This window comes from Paraburkholderia sp. HD33-4 (assembly GCF_021390635.1).
In the GTDB taxonomy this organism is placed as follows: domain Bacteria; phylum Pseudomonadota; class Gammaproteobacteria; order Burkholderiales; family Burkholderiaceae; genus Paraburkholderia.
On sequence record NZ_JAJEJS010000001.1, the window covers coordinates 1,229,777 to 1,244,516 of the forward strand.

The following is a 14,740-nucleotide window of genomic DNA, read 5'->3' on the forward strand; positions in this document are numbered from 1 at the left end:
CCTTCATAGCGGGCGAGCGGTTTGCTTGTAGTCGCTCGTAGTCGATTCAAGGGCCAACAAAAGGGAGAAATGCCATGCTTCACTATGCGATCGTTTTCTTCGTGATTGCGATCATCGCGGCCGTGTTCGGCTTCACGGGCATCGCGGCCGGCGCGGCCGAAATCGCGAAGATCCTGTTCTACATCTTCCTCGTCGTGTTCGTGGTCACGTTGCTGCTCGGCGTGTTCCGAGCGTAGCCGGGCGAGCCTGGATGAACGCAACACGAGGTAGGCAGCGAAGTGCGCAATACGTATACGTTGTTCCAACCTCGGCGCATCAGGCGCGATTCGCGCCGATGCGCGATTCCCCCAATACCGGATAAAGGAGAAGTTCGATGACGAAGCAATCTGGCGACACGTTCGTGATGGACATCAAGAAGATCCGCGAGGACGCGCGCAAGCATATGTCAGACGGTCCTGTAACGCAGACCTACGCAGCGAATCGCGACACGGTGCTCAAACTGCTCAACGACGCGCTCGCCACCGAGATCGTCTGCACGCTGCGCTACAAGCGCCACCACTTCATGGCGAAGGGCATCAATTCCGAAGCGGTCGCGGCGGAGTTCGCCCAGCACGCCACCGAGGAGCAGGAACACGCCGATCGCATCGCCGAGCGCATCGTGCAGCTTGGCGGCGAACCGGACTTCGCGCCGGACGGCCTGAAGACGCGCGCGCATTCGGAGTACAAGGAAGGCACCGATCTGACCGACATGATTCGCGAGAACCTGGTCGCGGAGCGCATTGCGATCGACACGTATCGCGAGATCGTCCGCTATCTCGGCGAGAAGGACGTGACCACGCGCCGGCTGTTCGAGGAAATTCTCGCGGTCGAGGAAGAGCATGCCGACGATATGGCGGACCTGCTCACGGGCCGTGAGTAACGCGCGAGAGTGACAGGGAAGCGCCGAAGGACCGGGCGCGAGTGAACTCGGCAATGCCGGCGGCTGCGGTGCGAAGCCGCCTTCGCATTGCGCGTTCAGCCGCGGCCCCGGGTCACTACAATGTCGGCTTCGAAGCGATTCCCTTTGCACGGACACCCAACCGATGATTCGAGTGCTGATAGCTGACGATCATGCGATCGTACGAGGTGGTTTCAGACAGTTCGTCGCCGACGAGCCGGACATGTGCGTCGCCGCCGAGGCCGCCACCGGCGAGGAAGCGATCGGCCTCGTGCGCGAGCAGGCTTTCGACGTCGTGCTGCTCGACATCGCGATGCCGGACAAGAACGGCATCGATACGTTGCGGGTGATCAAGCAGGTGCGTCCCGAGCAGGGCGTGCTGATTTTGTCGGGCTATCCCGAGAGCCAGTACGCGATCAATCTGCTGCGCGCGGGCGCGAACGGCTATCTGAACAAGGACTGCGAGCCGGAGGAAATCGTGCGCGCGATCCGCTCGGTCGCACGCGGGCATCGCTATCTGTCGGAGGCGGTCGCCGATACGCTCGCCGACAATCTCGACAAGCCCGCCGCCGGGCGTCCGCATGAAGCGCTGTCGGAGCGCGAATTCCAGATCTTCTGCAAGCTCGCGGCCGGCCAGTTGCCGACCGAGATCGCCGAAGAGCTGCATCTGTCGGTCAAGACGGTGAGCACGTATCGCGCGCGGGTGCTCGAGAAGATGCGTCTCGCGAACAACGCGGACCTCACGTATTACGCGATCAAGAATGGCCTGATCGAATGACGGACGATCGAGACATCCCGATGAACAGCGAACCGAATCCTGCTACCGAATCAGCCAGCCGCGCGCCGTTGCGCGTGCTGCTGATCGAGGATTCGCCGCTGATTCGCCGCAGCCTCGTCGAGGCGATCGACGCGTCGGGCCTGCTGCGGGTGGCCGCTTATGCCGATTCCGCCGATCAGGCGATCGCGCTGCTCGGCGACGAAGCGTTCGACGCGGTGATCGTCGACCTGCAGTTGAAGCAGGGCTCGGGCGTGCCGGTGCTCGCGTATCTGCAGCGCGAGGGGCTGATCGATTCGATGTTCGCGGCGGTGCTGACCAATCACGCTTTGCCCGCGTATCGCTCGCGCTGCGAGCAGTATGGCGTGCGGCACTTTTACGACAAATCGTTCGAGTTCGACCGCGTGCTCGATGCGCTGCATGAGTATGCGTCGGGGCGGGGCGGCGGCGTTTGAACGCTCGCTCAATGCCCAGCCCGCGCCGGCAGGCGCAAATGATTCCACGCACCGAGCCCGGCGAACACGATGCCCGCGATAGTGACGCCGATCCAGCCGAACACCGGCCATACGATCGCACCGACGCCGGAACCCAGTGCCCCCCCGATGAAATACGCGACCATGTACACGGTATTCACGCGGCTGCGCGCTTCGGGCTTCAACGCGTAAATGCGCGACTGATTCGAAATCTGCGCGGCCTGCACGCCGACATCCAGAATGATCACGCCGACCACGAGTCCCGCGATGCTCTTCGCCGACGCGCCGAAAATCACGAACGCGATCACGACCAGCACGAGCGACACGGTGATGATCGCGCGCGGCCCACGCCGGTCGGCGAACTTGCCGGCGAGCGGCGCGGCCAGCGCGCCGGCGGCGCCGACGATACCGAACAGGCCCGCTGCTTGCGGCCCGAGATGAAACGGCGCGCCCGCGAGCAGCAGCGCGAGTACCGACCAGAAAATGCTGAACGCCCCGAACAACGCCGCACCCGTTAGCGATGCCTCGCGCAGCGCGCGATGCTCGCTCACCAGATGCCACATCGACACGAGCAGCTTGCCGTACGGCAGCGTCGAGGTCGGCTGGCTCTTCGGCAGACGCACAATGATGACGGCCGCGAGCGCGAGCAGCGCGACGACCGATGCGCCGAACACCGCGCGCCAGCCGAAGTACTGGGCGACGATGCCCGACGCGGTCCGCGCGAGCAGGATGCCGAGCAGCAGGCCGCTCATCACGGTGCCGACCGCGTGGCCGCGCTCGGACGGCGGCGCGAGTTCGGCCGCGAACGGCACGGCCTGTTGCGCGATCGTCGCGAGCACGCCGATCGCGAGACTCGCAACGATCAGCACCGCGAGCGTTGGCGCCGACGCCGCGATGACGAGCGCGACGCACATGCCGGCGATCTGCAGCAGGATCAACAGGCGGCGGTCGAAGCGGTCGCCGAGCGGCGCGAGCAGCAGCATGCCGGCCGCGTAGCCGAGTTGCGTGACGGCCGGCACCGTGCCGACCCATGACGCGCTGTCCGGAAACGACTGGCGGAAGTTGTCGAGCAGCGGCTGGTTGAAATAGATGTTCGCGACCGAGATACCGGCGATCGTCGCGAGCAGCAGCAACAGGCCGCGCAACGACCGGGCGGAGGAAGCGGAAGCGGAAGTGGAGGCGTCGGAAGTGGACATGACGGAGGCGGATTGACGGACCGGCCCATGCGCGGTCCTCAAGCGTGCCGATCATACCGGAGCGGCGGGGTTCCTGCTGACGGCCGCGACGGCCGGCAGCGGCCCGCGCGAGCGCTAGCGCAGACGCGAGCCGGCAATGGTGGCTTGCCGCTCGCCGCGCCGGAGCGCGAGGCTCGTCGGCGCATACGGTAGCAGACTGTGGCGAAGTATGGCGACCGGTTCGGTCGATCAGATCAGTCGATCAACGCGCCAGCGTCGTAGAACGGATAGGGGCCGTCGGCCGGTTCGACATACGCATGATGCGTGACGATGCCCGTTGCCGGATCGTAGTAATGCAGCGCGTACGCGGGCGGCTCCATCACGAACGCCGACGGTCCGTCCTCGCGAAAATCGAGCGCCACCTGGTGCGCGGGCGCCGGAATCGCGCTCGCGATCGTGCCGCCGAAGCGCACGAACATCGACCGATGCACGTGCCCGCAAAGCACGCGCTCGACGTTGGGATGCTGGGCGATCAGCGCCGCGAGCTGGTCCGATGCCGTCTGGTCGAGGCGGATCTCGTCCATATGTCCGATGCCGCAAACGAAGGGCGGATGATGCAACGCGACCACGACCGGCTTGCCGCGCGCGGCATCGAGTTGCCGCGCGAGCCACGCGAGCCGCGTGCTGCACAGCATGCCTGCGCTCGAACCGGGCACCAGCGAATCGAGCGCGATCACGCGCAGCGGGCCGACATCGACCGCGTATTGCACGAACTCTCCGCCACTCTGCAATTCGTCGCGCTCGGCAAACGCCGCGCGCAACGCGTTGCGTTCGTCGTGATTGCCGACCATCAGGAAGTAGGGGATCGCGAGCGGCGCGAGCAGTGTCTTCAGATGAGCGTACTGCTGCGGGTCGCCCTGATCGACGAGGTCGCCGGTCATCAGCACCGCGTCGGGGCGCGGCGTGAGCGCGTTGAGCGCGTCGACGCAGCGCGCGAGATAGGCGGCGGTATCGACGCGGCGATACGCGAGTGCGCCGGGTTGCTTGATATGCAGGTCGCTAATTTGAGCCAGCAGCATGACAGAGGTCCTTCGGGTTTCTTCGTGTTGAGCGCCGGGCTGTGGCGCCGCTTTTACCTACGATAGCGCAATCAGTGCGTCCGGCTCGATCGAGATGCCGACCGGCGTGCCGCGCGCAAGCTCGATACGGCCCGCGACATCGACGACGAGCGGCTCGGGCGCGGCGCCGCCAATCGTCAGACGCGTTCGTTCGCCGAGGAACGCGGTGCTTTCGATCTGACCGCGCAGCTGCGCGAGCGCGGGGTCGGTGAGCCGGGCGTCCTCGGGGCGAAAGAAGATTTCATGCGCGCCGTGCGCATTCGGCCCATGCGCGGGTAAGGGCACGGCGCCGCCGGTCGTCGTCAGCATGCCGTCGCGCGGCTCGCCCGCGACGCGGTTGATCGTGCCGACGAACTGCGCGACCGTGCGATTGGCCGGACGATAGTAGATGTCGCGCGGCGAGCCGATCTGCTCGATGCGTCCCGCGCTCATCACGACGATCCGATCGCCGAGCTCCATCGCTTCGGCCTGATCGTGCGTCACGTAGACGGTGGTGATGCCGAGCTCGCGCAACAGCGCGTTCATCTCGGTGCGCAATGCGTCGCGCAGACGCGCGTCGAGCGCGGTCAGCGGTTCGTCGAGCAGCAGCACGCGCGGCTGTACCGCGAGCGCGCGAGCAAGTGCCACACGCTGACGCTGGCCGCCGGAAAGCTGATCGATCGGTTTGTCCGCGTGCGCGGTGAGCCGCATCATGCCGAGCAGTTCGTCGACGCGTTGACGCGCGGCTGCGGCCGGCACGCGTTTGATCTTCAAACCGTAGCCGATGTTGCCGCGCACGGTCAGATTCGGGAACAGCGCGTAGCTTTGAAACACCATGCCGACCGCGCGTTTTTCGATCGGCAACGTCGTCACATCGTCGTCGCCGAATGCGATGCGGCCGCCCGTGTCGGGGCTTTCGAGCCCGGCGATCAGGCGCAGCGTCGTCGTCTTGCCGCAGCCCGACGGTCCGAGCAGCACGAGGGTCTCGCCCGCTCCGATCGACAGGTCGAGCGGTTCGAGCACGCGCGTGCCGCGAAACGTTTTGGCGCACTGCGTGAGCGTGATGGGAACCGAGGTCAGTTTCATGGCGTGTCGGTGGGCTTCGCGGAAGAAACGGCGCGCTGCTTCGACGCGCTGCGCTGGCCGGTCGCATCGACGCCGAGCCATTGCATCGCGACGAGCAGCGGCATCGTCATGATGAAAAACAGGATCGTGTAGGCGCTGCCGATCTCGATGCGCATCGACGCGTAGGTATCGGCGAGGCCGACCGGCAGCGTCTTCGTGTCGGGCGTGTGCAGCATCCACGTCAGGTTGAATTCGCCGATCGACAGCGTCAGCACCGCGAGCGCGCCCGCGACGATGCCGGGCCGCGCGTTCGGCAGCACGATCGTCACGAAGCGCGTGAAGAAGCCCGCGCCGAGGCTCGCCGCGCCTTCTTCGAGCGTGCGCAGATCGCTGCTCGCGCAGACCGCGGCGACCGCGCGCACCATGAACGGCAGCGTGAACACCACATGTCCGACGACGATGAACGCCGCGCTCATCCGAAACGCGGTGAAGCCGCCGTAGATCACCAGCAGCGCGAGCGCCGAGGCGAGGCCCGGCAGCGCGATCGGCAGCACCAGGAACTCCTCGACGATGCGTGCGAAGCGCGTCTTGCTGCGCGCGAGCACGTAGCCCGCGGGCACGCCGGTCAGGAGCGTGACGACGAGCGTCGCCGCGGCCACTTCGAGCGACAGCCACACCGAGGCGTGATACTGGGTCCACACTTCGACGAGCCAGCGCAATGTGAGTCCGCTCGACACGCCCTTGAAGTAGTTGACCGTCAGCCCCGCGACGATCGACATGACGACCGGTACGATCAGGAACGCGCACAGTAGCAGTGTGACGAGCCATTGACCCGCGGCGAGCCACGTTCGCGTGGAAGGCCACGCGCGTCGCGCGCGCGGTCCCGCTGCCGGCTGCGATGGCGAGGAGGGCGAGGAAGCCGTGACTGAGTTCATGGATAGGTCGTCGGTCTGTTCGCGCACGCCGGGTTCAGGCGAAGCGCCGTTCATGCGCTCGCCGCCACGCCCGAGCCGCTCGCGCTGCGCGCGATCGCGAGCACCGCCCACGTGACGATGCCGAGCACGATCGACAGGCCCGCGGCCGTCACCATGTTCGCGTTCAGCGTGAACTCGGTATAGATGGTCATCGGCAGCACGTCGATGTCGGTGGCGAGCGTGAAGGCCGTGCCGAAGGCGCCCATCGCGGTCGCGAAGCACACGGCGCCCGCCGCGATCAGTCCAGGCGACAGCGCCGGCAGCACGATGTCGCGCATGATGCGCCACGGCGATGCGCCGAGCGAGCGCGCGGCCTCTTCGAGCGACGCATCGAGCTTGCTCGCCGATGCCATCACGGTGACGATCACGCGCGGAATCGAGAAGTACAGATAGCCGAGAAACAGGCCGCTCATCGAATACGCGAATACCCAGCGATCGCCTGCGAGTTTCAGCGACAGCGCGCCGATCAGTCCCTGGCGTCCGGCGAGCATGATGACCATGAAGCCCACGACGACGCCCGGAAACGCCAGCGGAAACGTCAGCAGCGCGAGCAGCGTGCGCTTGCCCGCGAACTCGCGGCGCGCGAGCAGCAGCCCCGCGATCACCGACAGCACCAGCGTGGCCGCCGTGACTGCCGCCGACAGCACGACGGTCGCGCCGAGGCTCGACATATAGCGCGGATTCGTCAGCATCGCGCGATAGGTCGCGAACGCATGACCGCCGCCGGAGAGCTGCGCGAGCGCGCCCATCGGCAGCAGCCAGAACGCGATGAATACCGCGAGCGCGGGCGCGAGCAACGCGATGCGCCAGCGCAGCGGGAACGTGACGTCGTTCAATGCATCACCTGCAGATAGCGCTCGCCGAAACTCGACTGCTTGTCGGCCATCTTCGCGAAGTCGACCGGTTTCGCACGCGCGTATTCGCTCGCGGGCAGGAACTGGGCGGCGGTCCCGGCGCTCATCGCGCTCGCGCGCACCGGTCGCAGATACGCCTGCGCCCACAGCTTCTGGCCTTCGTCGGACAGCACGAAATCGAGCACCTTCTTGCCGTTCGCTTCGTGCGGCGCGCCCTTCACGAGGCTCATCACGTACGGCACCGAAATCGTGCCTTCCTTCGGAATCACGAACTCGACGTTCGCGTGATCCTTGTACTTCGCGCGATACGCGTCGAAGTCGTAGTCGAGCAGGATCGGAATTTCGCCGGACAGCACGCGCGCGTACGCGGTCTGCTTCGGCACGATCGGCGCGTTGGCCTTCAGCTTCCTGAACCAGTCGAGGCCCGGCTCGAAGTTGTCGAGCGTGCCGCCGAGCGCCTGGTTGACCGCGACCGCGCCCGCATAGCCGACGAACGCGCTCGACGGATCGAGGTAGCCGATCATGCCTTTGTATTCGGGCTTCAGCAGGTCGGCCCACGAGCGCGGCACTGGCCGGCCTTCGAGCGCGTCCTTGTTGACGAAGAAGCCGAGCGTGCCCGAGTGGATCGTGAACCAGTAGCCTTGCGGGTCCTTCAGGCCGGCGGGAATGTCGTCCCAGTGCGCGGGCTTGTACGGCTGGATCACGCCCTTGTCCTTCGCCTGGAAGGCCGACGACACGCCGAGATAGACGACGTCGGCGACCGGGCTTTTCTGCTCGGCCATCAGCTGTGCGATCGATTGGCCCGAGTTCTTGTTGTCGAACGGCACGCGAATGCCGGTCTTTTGCTGGATCGCCTTGATCTGGCTGGCCCAGTCGGCCCATTCGGGCGGGCAGTTGTAGCAGATCGCGGTTTCGTCGGCGCGCGCGGCTTGCGGCGCGAGCGTAACGAGCGCCGCGCCCGCGACGAGCAGGCTCGCCGGCAGTGCGGTCGCGGCGGCTCGCGACAGTTTCCGCCAGAGCGGTTTGAGCGAGGACGCGAAGCGTGAGGGTGAGCGGGTCACTGCGGATCTCCTGTGTCGATCGGAGTCGGTGCATTGGCACCGACTCCGAGCCCATAACGTGGTTGCGGTCGGATGTGTTGCGGGAGCTTTTTATGACAGCTGGGCGTACCGATGCCCAAGCCTTCCTGCACTTCTTATGCGAACGGCTTTTGAGTGGCTGCCGCGGCGCTCGGCTCATGGGTGAGGCACGCTTCGTCGGGATCCGTCCGCGACCCGAGCGCCGCGATCGTCGCGCCTTCGCGCACGCTGTGCGGCAAGCTCAACGCGAGCGAGGTGGCGGGGAATGCGCGCTCGTCGCGCGTGCCGCCGATGCGGGCGAGCAGACGCTGCCACGCCGCGCAGCCGATCTCGCGATTCGGCGCGCAGATGCTCGCGAGCGCCGGCGATAGCAGTTCGCCCATGGCGAGGCCGTCGAAGCCGAGAATCGACATGTCCTGCGGAATCTTCAGACGCGCGCGGCGCAAGCCGCGCATCACGACCATCGCGAGCAGATCGTTGCTGCAGAAGAGAGCGGTCGGACGGTTTGCGCCGTGCGTCAGGTGCGCGAGCACGGACGGCGCCAGTTCGTCGGCGTTGAAATCGACTTCGAGCGCCGGCGCGGCCGTGAGTCCGGCCTGCTGCATCGCCTGCGCGTAGCCGAGATGCCGTTGACGCGCGCGATCCGACGCGGCGAACGAGCCGGCCAGCATCAGGATGCGGCGATGGCCGTGGGCGATGAGCCGGCGCACGCCGTCGTAGGCGGCGAGGCGATTGTCGACCGACACCGACGGGCGGCGCACTGTGTCGTTGTGCATCAGCACGTAGAGCAGGCCGTCGCGGTCGAGTTCGTCGAGCAGCGGATGGGTGTCGGCATCGGCGACGGTCAGGATCAGCCCTTCGACGCGATGCTCGCGCAGCGTTTCGATTGCGTGACGCTCGCGGTCCACGTCGTACTGCGTGGTCATCAGCATCAGCCGATAGCCTTGCGCCGACGCGAGATCGTCGATGCCTTGCAGGCATTCGGCGAACACCGGGTTCGCGAGCGTCGGCAGAACGACGCCGATCAGGCGCGTGCGCTCGCCGCGCAATTGCCGGCCGAGCGGGCTCGGGCGGAAGTTCAGCGCGTCGATCGACTGACGTACCTTGTCGAGCGTGATGGGGTTCACGGTGTGCGGCGCGTTGATCGCGCGCGATACCGTGGCGATGGAAAAGCCCGCGTGGGCGGCGACATCCTTGATAGTCGGCGTCATCGGTTTGCGGTCCGCTGTAATCGTTTTCGTGAGCGGATTATCGGCAAGCTTTGTGACTTGGGGATGAATGCGGGGCGGGCGTTCTTGGGAGCTCCCGTGAGCGATGGTAGAATTCGCGACCACGCGCGATTGCGACCCCTGCCGGGGTGATGAAATTGGTAAACATAGCGGACTTAAAATCCGCCGCCTCACGGCTTGTCGGTTCGAGTCCGATCCCCGGCACCAGGTGTTTCCCCGCCACGTTTATTGTTCTGGCGCTGGTTGCGGCGAAACTCTCCGGGACGCCAGAATGCGAAGATCATGTCCCCCCTCAAATACCTGACCGGCTATCCCGCACCTCTGCTAGACAAGGTGAGAACGCTGATCGACGCCGATCAGCTCGGCTCCTATCTGGCGCAGAAGTACCCGAACACGCACGAGGTGCAAACCGACCGCGCGCTGTATGACTACTGCGCGGACCTCAAACGCGAACACCTGCGCAACGCCGAGCAGATCGACAAGGTCACTTACGACAGCAAGCTCGACGTGATGCGTCACGCGCTCGGCCTGCACACGAGCATTTCGCGCGTGCAGGGCGGCAAGCTGAAGGCGAAGAAGGAAATCCGCATCGCGTCGCTATTCAAGGCCGCGGCGCCGGAGTTTCTGAAGATGATCGTCGTGCACGAACTCGCCCATCTGAAAGAGAGCGATCACAACAAGGCGTTTTATCGTCTGTGCGAGTTCATGCAGCCGGGGTACCACCAGATCGAATTCGATCTGCGTCTATATCTGACGCATCGCGATCTGGCGAAGAAGACCGTGTGAGATACGCCGCGCGACAGGCGCGGTAAACAAAACTGACTTCATCAGGCCGCCAGTTCCGCGGCATTCTCCGTGACCGACGCCGTCAACAACACCGGAATCGACTTCGAGGTCGGCGTACCCGCGCCATCCGCGACCGAGGAGAGCGGCACCAGCGGATTCGTCTCCGGGTAGTAAGCACCGAGGCAGCCGCGCGGAATGTCGTACTCGACGAGCAGAAAGCCGTCCACGCGTCGCTCGACGGCATCGGCCCACACGCTGGTGATATCCACACGCTGACCGGCCGCAAATCCGAGCATCGCGAGATCGTCCCTGTTGGCGAACAGCACGCGCCGCTGGCCGTACACGCCGCGGTAGCGATCGTCGAGACCGTAAATCGTCGTGTTGTACTGATCATGTGAGCGGGTGGTCATCAGCGTCATCAGGCGTTCGCCGTGAAGCTTCCTGGCCTGATGAATCGGCGTGTCGAGCGCGATCGCGTGCGCGATGAACTGCGCCTTGCCGCTCGGCGTTTTCCAGATGCGATCGCGCGAGGCGACGCCGAGGTGGAAACCGCCGGGTTTCTTCAGGCGCTCGTTGTAGTCGTCGAAGCCGTCGATCACCTTCGCGATGCCGTCGCGAATCAACGCGTAGTCGGCCGCATGCGCGAGCCAGTCCACCTTGCCGCTACCCAAAGTCGCATGCGCCATGCGCGCGACGATCGCCACTTCGGACAGCAGATTGTCCGATGCCGGCTTGTTCATCCCGTACGACATGTGCACCATGCTCATCGAATCCTCGACGCTGACGCCTTGCGCGACGCCGTTCTGAAGGTCGATCTCGGTGCGCCCGAGCGTCGGCAGGATCAGCGCGTCCCGGCCATGCACGAGGTGGCTGCGATTGAGCTTCGTCGTCACGTGCACGGTCAGATCGCACGCGCGCATCGCGTCCCACGTGCGCGGCGTGTCCGGCGTCGCGATCGAGAAATTGCCGCCCAGGCCGATGAACACTTTGACCTTGCCATCGAGCATCGCCTGAATCGTGTTGACGACATCGAGCCCGTGCTCGCGCGGCGGCTCGAAATCGTAGGCTGCGCCGAGTTTGTCGAGAAACGCGTCGGTCGGCTTCTCCTCGATACCCACCGTGCGGTCGCCCTGCACGTTCGAGTGGCCGCGCACCGGGCACAGCCCCGCGCCGCGCCGGCCGATATTGCCGCGCATCATCATCAGGTTCGACAGCAGTTGCACCGTCGCGACCGAATTCTTGTGCTGCGTGAGACCCATGCCCCACGTCGAAATTACCGCGCGACCCTTCACGTAGATATCGGCGAGCTTCAGCACCTCGTCGAGCGGCACGCCCGCTTCGGCGACGATCGTGTCCCATCGCTCGGCGCGCAGATCGTCGGCGAACGCAGCGAAGCCGGCCGTGTGCGCGGCGATGAAGTCGACGTCGAGCACCCGCGTGAGGCCCGACGCGAGCGCTTCGTCGTCGAGTTCGAGCACGCGTTTGGCGACGCCCTTGAGCAGCGCGAAATCGCCGCCGACCTTCGGACGGATGAACACCGAGCTGATTTTCGTGCTGCCCATCGTCAGCATTTCGACCGGATGCTGCGGACTCGCGAAGCGTTCGAGGCCGCGTTCCTTCAGCGGATTGATCGACACGATCGTGGCGCCGCGCTTCGCGCATTCGCGCAGCTCGCCGAGCATGCGCGGATGGTTGGTGGCCGGGTTCTGGCCGAAGATCAGCAGCGTGTCCGCGTGTTCGAAGTCGTCGAGCGTGACCGTGCCCTTGCCGATGCCGACCGTGTGCGGCAGGCCACGGCTGGTCGCCTCGTGGCACATGTTCGAGCAATCGGGAAAATTGTTGGTGCCGTACATGCGCACGAACAGCTGGTACAGGAACGCGGCTTCGTTGCTCGCGCGACCCGACGTATAGAACGCGGCGCGGTCCGGATCGTCGAGGCGCTTCAGATGGCTAGCGATCAGCGCGAACGCGTCGTCCCAGCCGATCGGCACATAGCGATCGCGCGCGGCGTCGTAGACGAGCGGATCGGTCAGGCGGCCGTGCTGTTCGAGCTCGAAGTCCGATTGCGTCATCAACTCGGCGACGCTGTGCCGCTCGAACAACACGGGCGTCGCGCGCTTGGCCGTAGCTTCGGCGGCCACCGCCTTCACGCCGTTTTCGCAGAACTCGAAGGTCGATGCGTGCTCGCGATCCGGCCACGCGCAGCCGGGGCAGTCGAAGCCGTCGGGCTGGTTCTGCTTGAGCAGCGTGCGGTAGTTGCCGCCCGCGACCTTTTCCTTGATCAGATTGATGGCGACGTACTTCAGCGCGCCCCACCCGGCAGCCGGGTGCTTGTACGGCTCGATGCGGGCTTCAGGAATGGATTCGGTGCGTGCTTCGTTCTTCTTCATGACGTGGCGATGGACGGATTCGACAGGCTTTGCAGACCAATGCCCACAGCGTACTGTGTTCCACATGGCACGTCGGATACAGAAAAACGGAAAGAATAGGAGTACAGTTGCGCGATGAAGCTCTACGAGAAACTCGCCGACGAAATCACCGAAGCCGTGCGACGCGGCGTATTCGCAGCCGGCGAACGGATCGTGTCGGTGCGTCAGGCGAGCCAGCAGCACGGCGTCAGCATCAAGACCGTGCTGCACGCGTATGCGCTGCTGGAGAGCCGCGGCATCGTCGAGAGCCGGCCGCAGTCCGGCTATTTCGTGCGCGATGCGGCCGCGCGGGCGCTCGCGCCGGCGCCCGCCGCGCCACGCGCGGGCCGCAAGTCCGCGCCCCCTCCGGTGCCCGCCACGGTCGACGTCAGCCGGCTCGTGCTGTCGACGCTGCGCAGCATCCGCGCGCACGACGCCGTGCCGTTCGGCTCGCCGTATCCCGATCCGTCGCTGTTCCCGTGGCGGCGCATCAACCAGTACGCCAACGCGATCGCGCGGCGGCACGCGAGCTGGAATCTGATCGACGATCTGCCGCCGGGCAATCCCGAGCTGATCCGGCAGATCGCGCGGCGCTACGCGGAAAACGGTCTGCCGGTCGATCCGGGCGAAATCGTGATCACGCTCGGTGCGACCGAGGCGATCAATCTGAGCCTGCAGGCGGTCGCGAAGCCGGGCGATACCGTCGCGGTCGAATCGCCGACCTACTACGCGATGCTGCACGCGATCGAGCGCCTCGGCATGCGCGCGATCGAGGTGGCGACGCATCCGGTCGATGGCATCGACATCGACGCGCTCGCGAAAGTGATCGCGCGGCAAAAGATCGCCGCATGCATGGTGATGCCGAATTTCCAGAATCCGCTCGGTTTTTGCATGTCGGACGAGCGCAAGCGGCAACTGGTCGAACTGCTGGCCGCGCACGAGATTCCGGCGATCGAGAACGACGTCTACCAGGAGCTCTATTTCGGCGACGCGCGGCCGTCGACGCTGAAGACTTTCGACACCAAAGGGCTCGTGCTGCACTGTGCGTCGTTTTCGAAAAGCCTGACGGCGTCGTACCGGATCGGCTGGGCACTGCCGGGGCGTTATCGCGCGCAGGTCGAGAAGCTCAAGTTCCTGAATACGCTGACGACGCCGTCGGTGCCGCAGGTCGCGGTCGCCGATTATCTGCGTCAGGATGGCTACGACCGGCATCTGCGGCACCTGCGCCGCGTCTACCGGCAGCAGGCAAGCATCATGAGCGCGCTGGTGCTGCGCTTTTTCCCGGTCGGCACGCGCGTGTCGACGCCGCGGGGCGGCTACGTGCTGTGGGTCGAGCTGCCCGTTGCGATCGACTCGATGCGGCTTTATCAGTTGGCTCTCGAACGTGGGATCACGGTCGGACCGGGGATGATGTTTTCGACGCGCAACGATTTTCGGCACTTCATCCGGCTCAACTACAGCTACCCGTGGACCGCGCAAGCCGAGGCGGCATTGAAGACGCTCGGTGAGCTGGCTACGGCGATGGCATGAACGGTACCGCGGTGATGCAAACTACACATCACAACAAGGAGACCCGCATGAACGACGACGAAGTCGACCCGCAACTCGTCGCGATACTCGCGCAGCTTTGGCGCGCGCATCGCGAAACGCCCCAGCGCGCGTGGTCGCTCGCGAAGCTGTCGAAGCAGGCGGGCGTGCCGATGAGTAGCTTGCGGCGGCACTTGACGGCGCTCGCGGGGGGCGGTCTCGTCGACACGACTTTCCACGACGATGGCAGCGGAGCCGCGTCACTGAGCGAAATTGGCGCTCAGCTTTGCGCGGACCTGTTCGACAAGGACGCGGGCAGCGAGCCGTCCGCCGCCGACTGAGCTTTCCGGCGCAACTGCCA

General features: G+C 65.6%; 15 protein-coding genes and 1 tRNA gene. 8 read left to right on the forward strand and 8 right to left on the reverse strand.

What is annotated here, in order from left to right; all coding sequences use genetic code 11:
* Nucleotides 1–74 precede the first annotated feature (74 nt).
* The 4 genes from L0U84_RS05475 (at nucleotide 75) to L0U84_RS05490 (ending at nucleotide 2,167) form a co-directional block, all read left to right on the forward strand.
* Nucleotides 75–236 (forward strand): DUF1328 domain-containing protein, encoded by a 162-nt coding sequence (locus L0U84_RS05475; protein WP_129961305.1) that lies wholly within the window; start codon nucleotides 75–77, stop codon nucleotides 234–236.
* Between the two features lie 137 nt (nucleotides 237–373).
* Nucleotides 374–919: a ferritin-like domain-containing protein gene (locus L0U84_RS05480; RefSeq protein WP_129961304.1), complete on the forward strand. Its 546-nt coding sequence runs from the start codon at nucleotides 374–376 to the stop codon at nucleotides 917–919.
* A 163-nt stretch (nucleotides 920–1,082) separates the two neighbouring features.
* Nucleotides 1,083–1,715, forward strand: a complete 633-nt coding sequence (locus tag L0U84_RS05485; RefSeq protein WP_013089872.1) for a response regulator — start codon at nucleotides 1,083–1,085, stop codon at nucleotides 1,713–1,715.
* Between the two features lie 20 nt (nucleotides 1,716–1,735).
* On the forward strand, nucleotides 1,736–2,167 hold the full coding sequence (locus L0U84_RS05490; RefSeq protein WP_233848355.1) for a response regulator: 432 nt from the start codon (nucleotides 1,736–1,738) through the stop codon (nucleotides 2,165–2,167).
* A gap of 8 nt (nucleotides 2,168–2,175) precedes the next feature.
* Here the strand turns inward: L0U84_RS05490 and L0U84_RS05495 are convergent, their stop codons facing one another.
* From L0U84_RS05495 to L0U84_RS05525, 7 genes are all read right to left on the reverse strand, one after another.
* Nucleotides 2,176–3,381 carry an MFS transporter gene (locus L0U84_RS05495; protein ID WP_233848356.1) on the reverse strand — a complete coding sequence of 402 codons (1,206 nt, stop codon included), beginning with the start codon at nucleotides 3,379–3,381 and terminating at the stop codon, nucleotides 2,176–2,178.
* A 233-nt stretch (nucleotides 3,382–3,614) separates the two neighbouring features.
* On the reverse strand, nucleotides 3,615–4,439 hold the full coding sequence (locus L0U84_RS05500; protein ID WP_233848357.1) for a phosphodiesterase: 825 nt from the start codon (nucleotides 4,437–4,439) through the stop codon (nucleotides 3,615–3,617).
* 57 nt (nucleotides 4,440–4,496) lie between these two features.
* Nucleotides 4,497–5,543, reverse strand: coding sequence for an ABC transporter ATP-binding protein (locus tag L0U84_RS05505; RefSeq protein WP_233848358.1), 1,047 nt, complete (start codon nucleotides 5,541–5,543; stop codon nucleotides 4,497–4,499).
* The gene (locus L0U84_RS05510; RefSeq protein WP_233848359.1) at nucleotides 5,540–6,457 is read right to left on the reverse strand and encodes an ABC transporter permease; all 918 of its coding nucleotides are present in this window, start codon (nucleotides 6,455–6,457) and stop codon (nucleotides 5,540–5,542) included. Before L0U84_RS05510 ends, L0U84_RS05505 begins: the two co-directional genes overlap by 4 nt.
* 50 nt (nucleotides 6,458–6,507) lie before the next feature.
* Nucleotides 6,508–7,332, reverse strand: a complete 825-nt coding sequence (locus L0U84_RS05515; protein ID WP_233848361.1) for an ABC transporter permease — start codon at nucleotides 7,330–7,332, stop codon at nucleotides 6,508–6,510.
* The gene (locus tag L0U84_RS05520) at nucleotides 7,329–8,333 is read right to left on the reverse strand and encodes an ABC transporter substrate-binding protein (RefSeq protein ID WP_233851949.1); all 1,005 of its coding nucleotides are present in this window, start codon (nucleotides 8,331–8,333) and stop codon (nucleotides 7,329–7,331) included. The genes L0U84_RS05515 and L0U84_RS05520 overlap by 4 nt, the downstream gene beginning before the upstream one ends.
* A gap of 212 nt (nucleotides 8,334–8,545) precedes the next feature.
* Complete coding sequence (locus L0U84_RS05525) at nucleotides 8,546–9,640, reverse strand: LacI family DNA-binding transcriptional regulator (RefSeq protein WP_233848362.1); 1,095 nt, start codon at nucleotides 9,638–9,640, stop codon at nucleotides 8,546–8,548.
* A 140-nt stretch (nucleotides 9,641–9,780) separates the two neighbouring features.
* Here L0U84_RS05525 and L0U84_RS05530 point away from each other — a divergent pair.
* Together L0U84_RS05530 and L0U84_RS05535 are read left to right on the forward strand one after the other, a co-directional pair.
* A tRNA-Leu gene (locus tag L0U84_RS05530) sits at nucleotides 9,781–9,865 on the forward strand.
* Nucleotides 9,866–9,940: 75 nt separating this feature from the next.
* A complete protein-coding gene (locus tag L0U84_RS05535; protein WP_233848363.1) occupies nucleotides 9,941–10,444 on the forward strand; it encodes a M48 metallopeptidase family protein in 504 nt (167 codons plus the stop codon).
* 41 nt (nucleotides 10,445–10,485) lie between these two features.
* On the opposite strand, the gene L0U84_RS05540 is transcribed toward L0U84_RS05535, so the two are convergent.
* Complete coding sequence (locus L0U84_RS05540) at nucleotides 10,486–12,834, reverse strand: FdhF/YdeP family oxidoreductase (protein ID WP_233848366.1); 2,349 nt, start codon at nucleotides 12,832–12,834, stop codon at nucleotides 10,486–10,488.
* Nucleotides 12,835–12,948: 114 nt separating this feature from the next.
* On the opposite strand from L0U84_RS05540, the gene L0U84_RS05545 reads away from it, so the two are divergent.
* Entirely contained in the window at nucleotides 12,949–14,382 is a 1,434-nt protein-coding gene (locus L0U84_RS05545) for an aminotransferase-like domain-containing protein (RefSeq protein WP_233848367.1), read from the forward strand.
* Between the two features lie 47 nt (nucleotides 14,383–14,429).
* Entirely contained in the window at nucleotides 14,430–14,720 is a 291-nt protein-coding gene (locus L0U84_RS05550) for a helix-turn-helix domain-containing protein (protein WP_233848368.1), read from the forward strand.
* Nucleotides 14,721–14,740 lie beyond the last annotated feature (20 nt).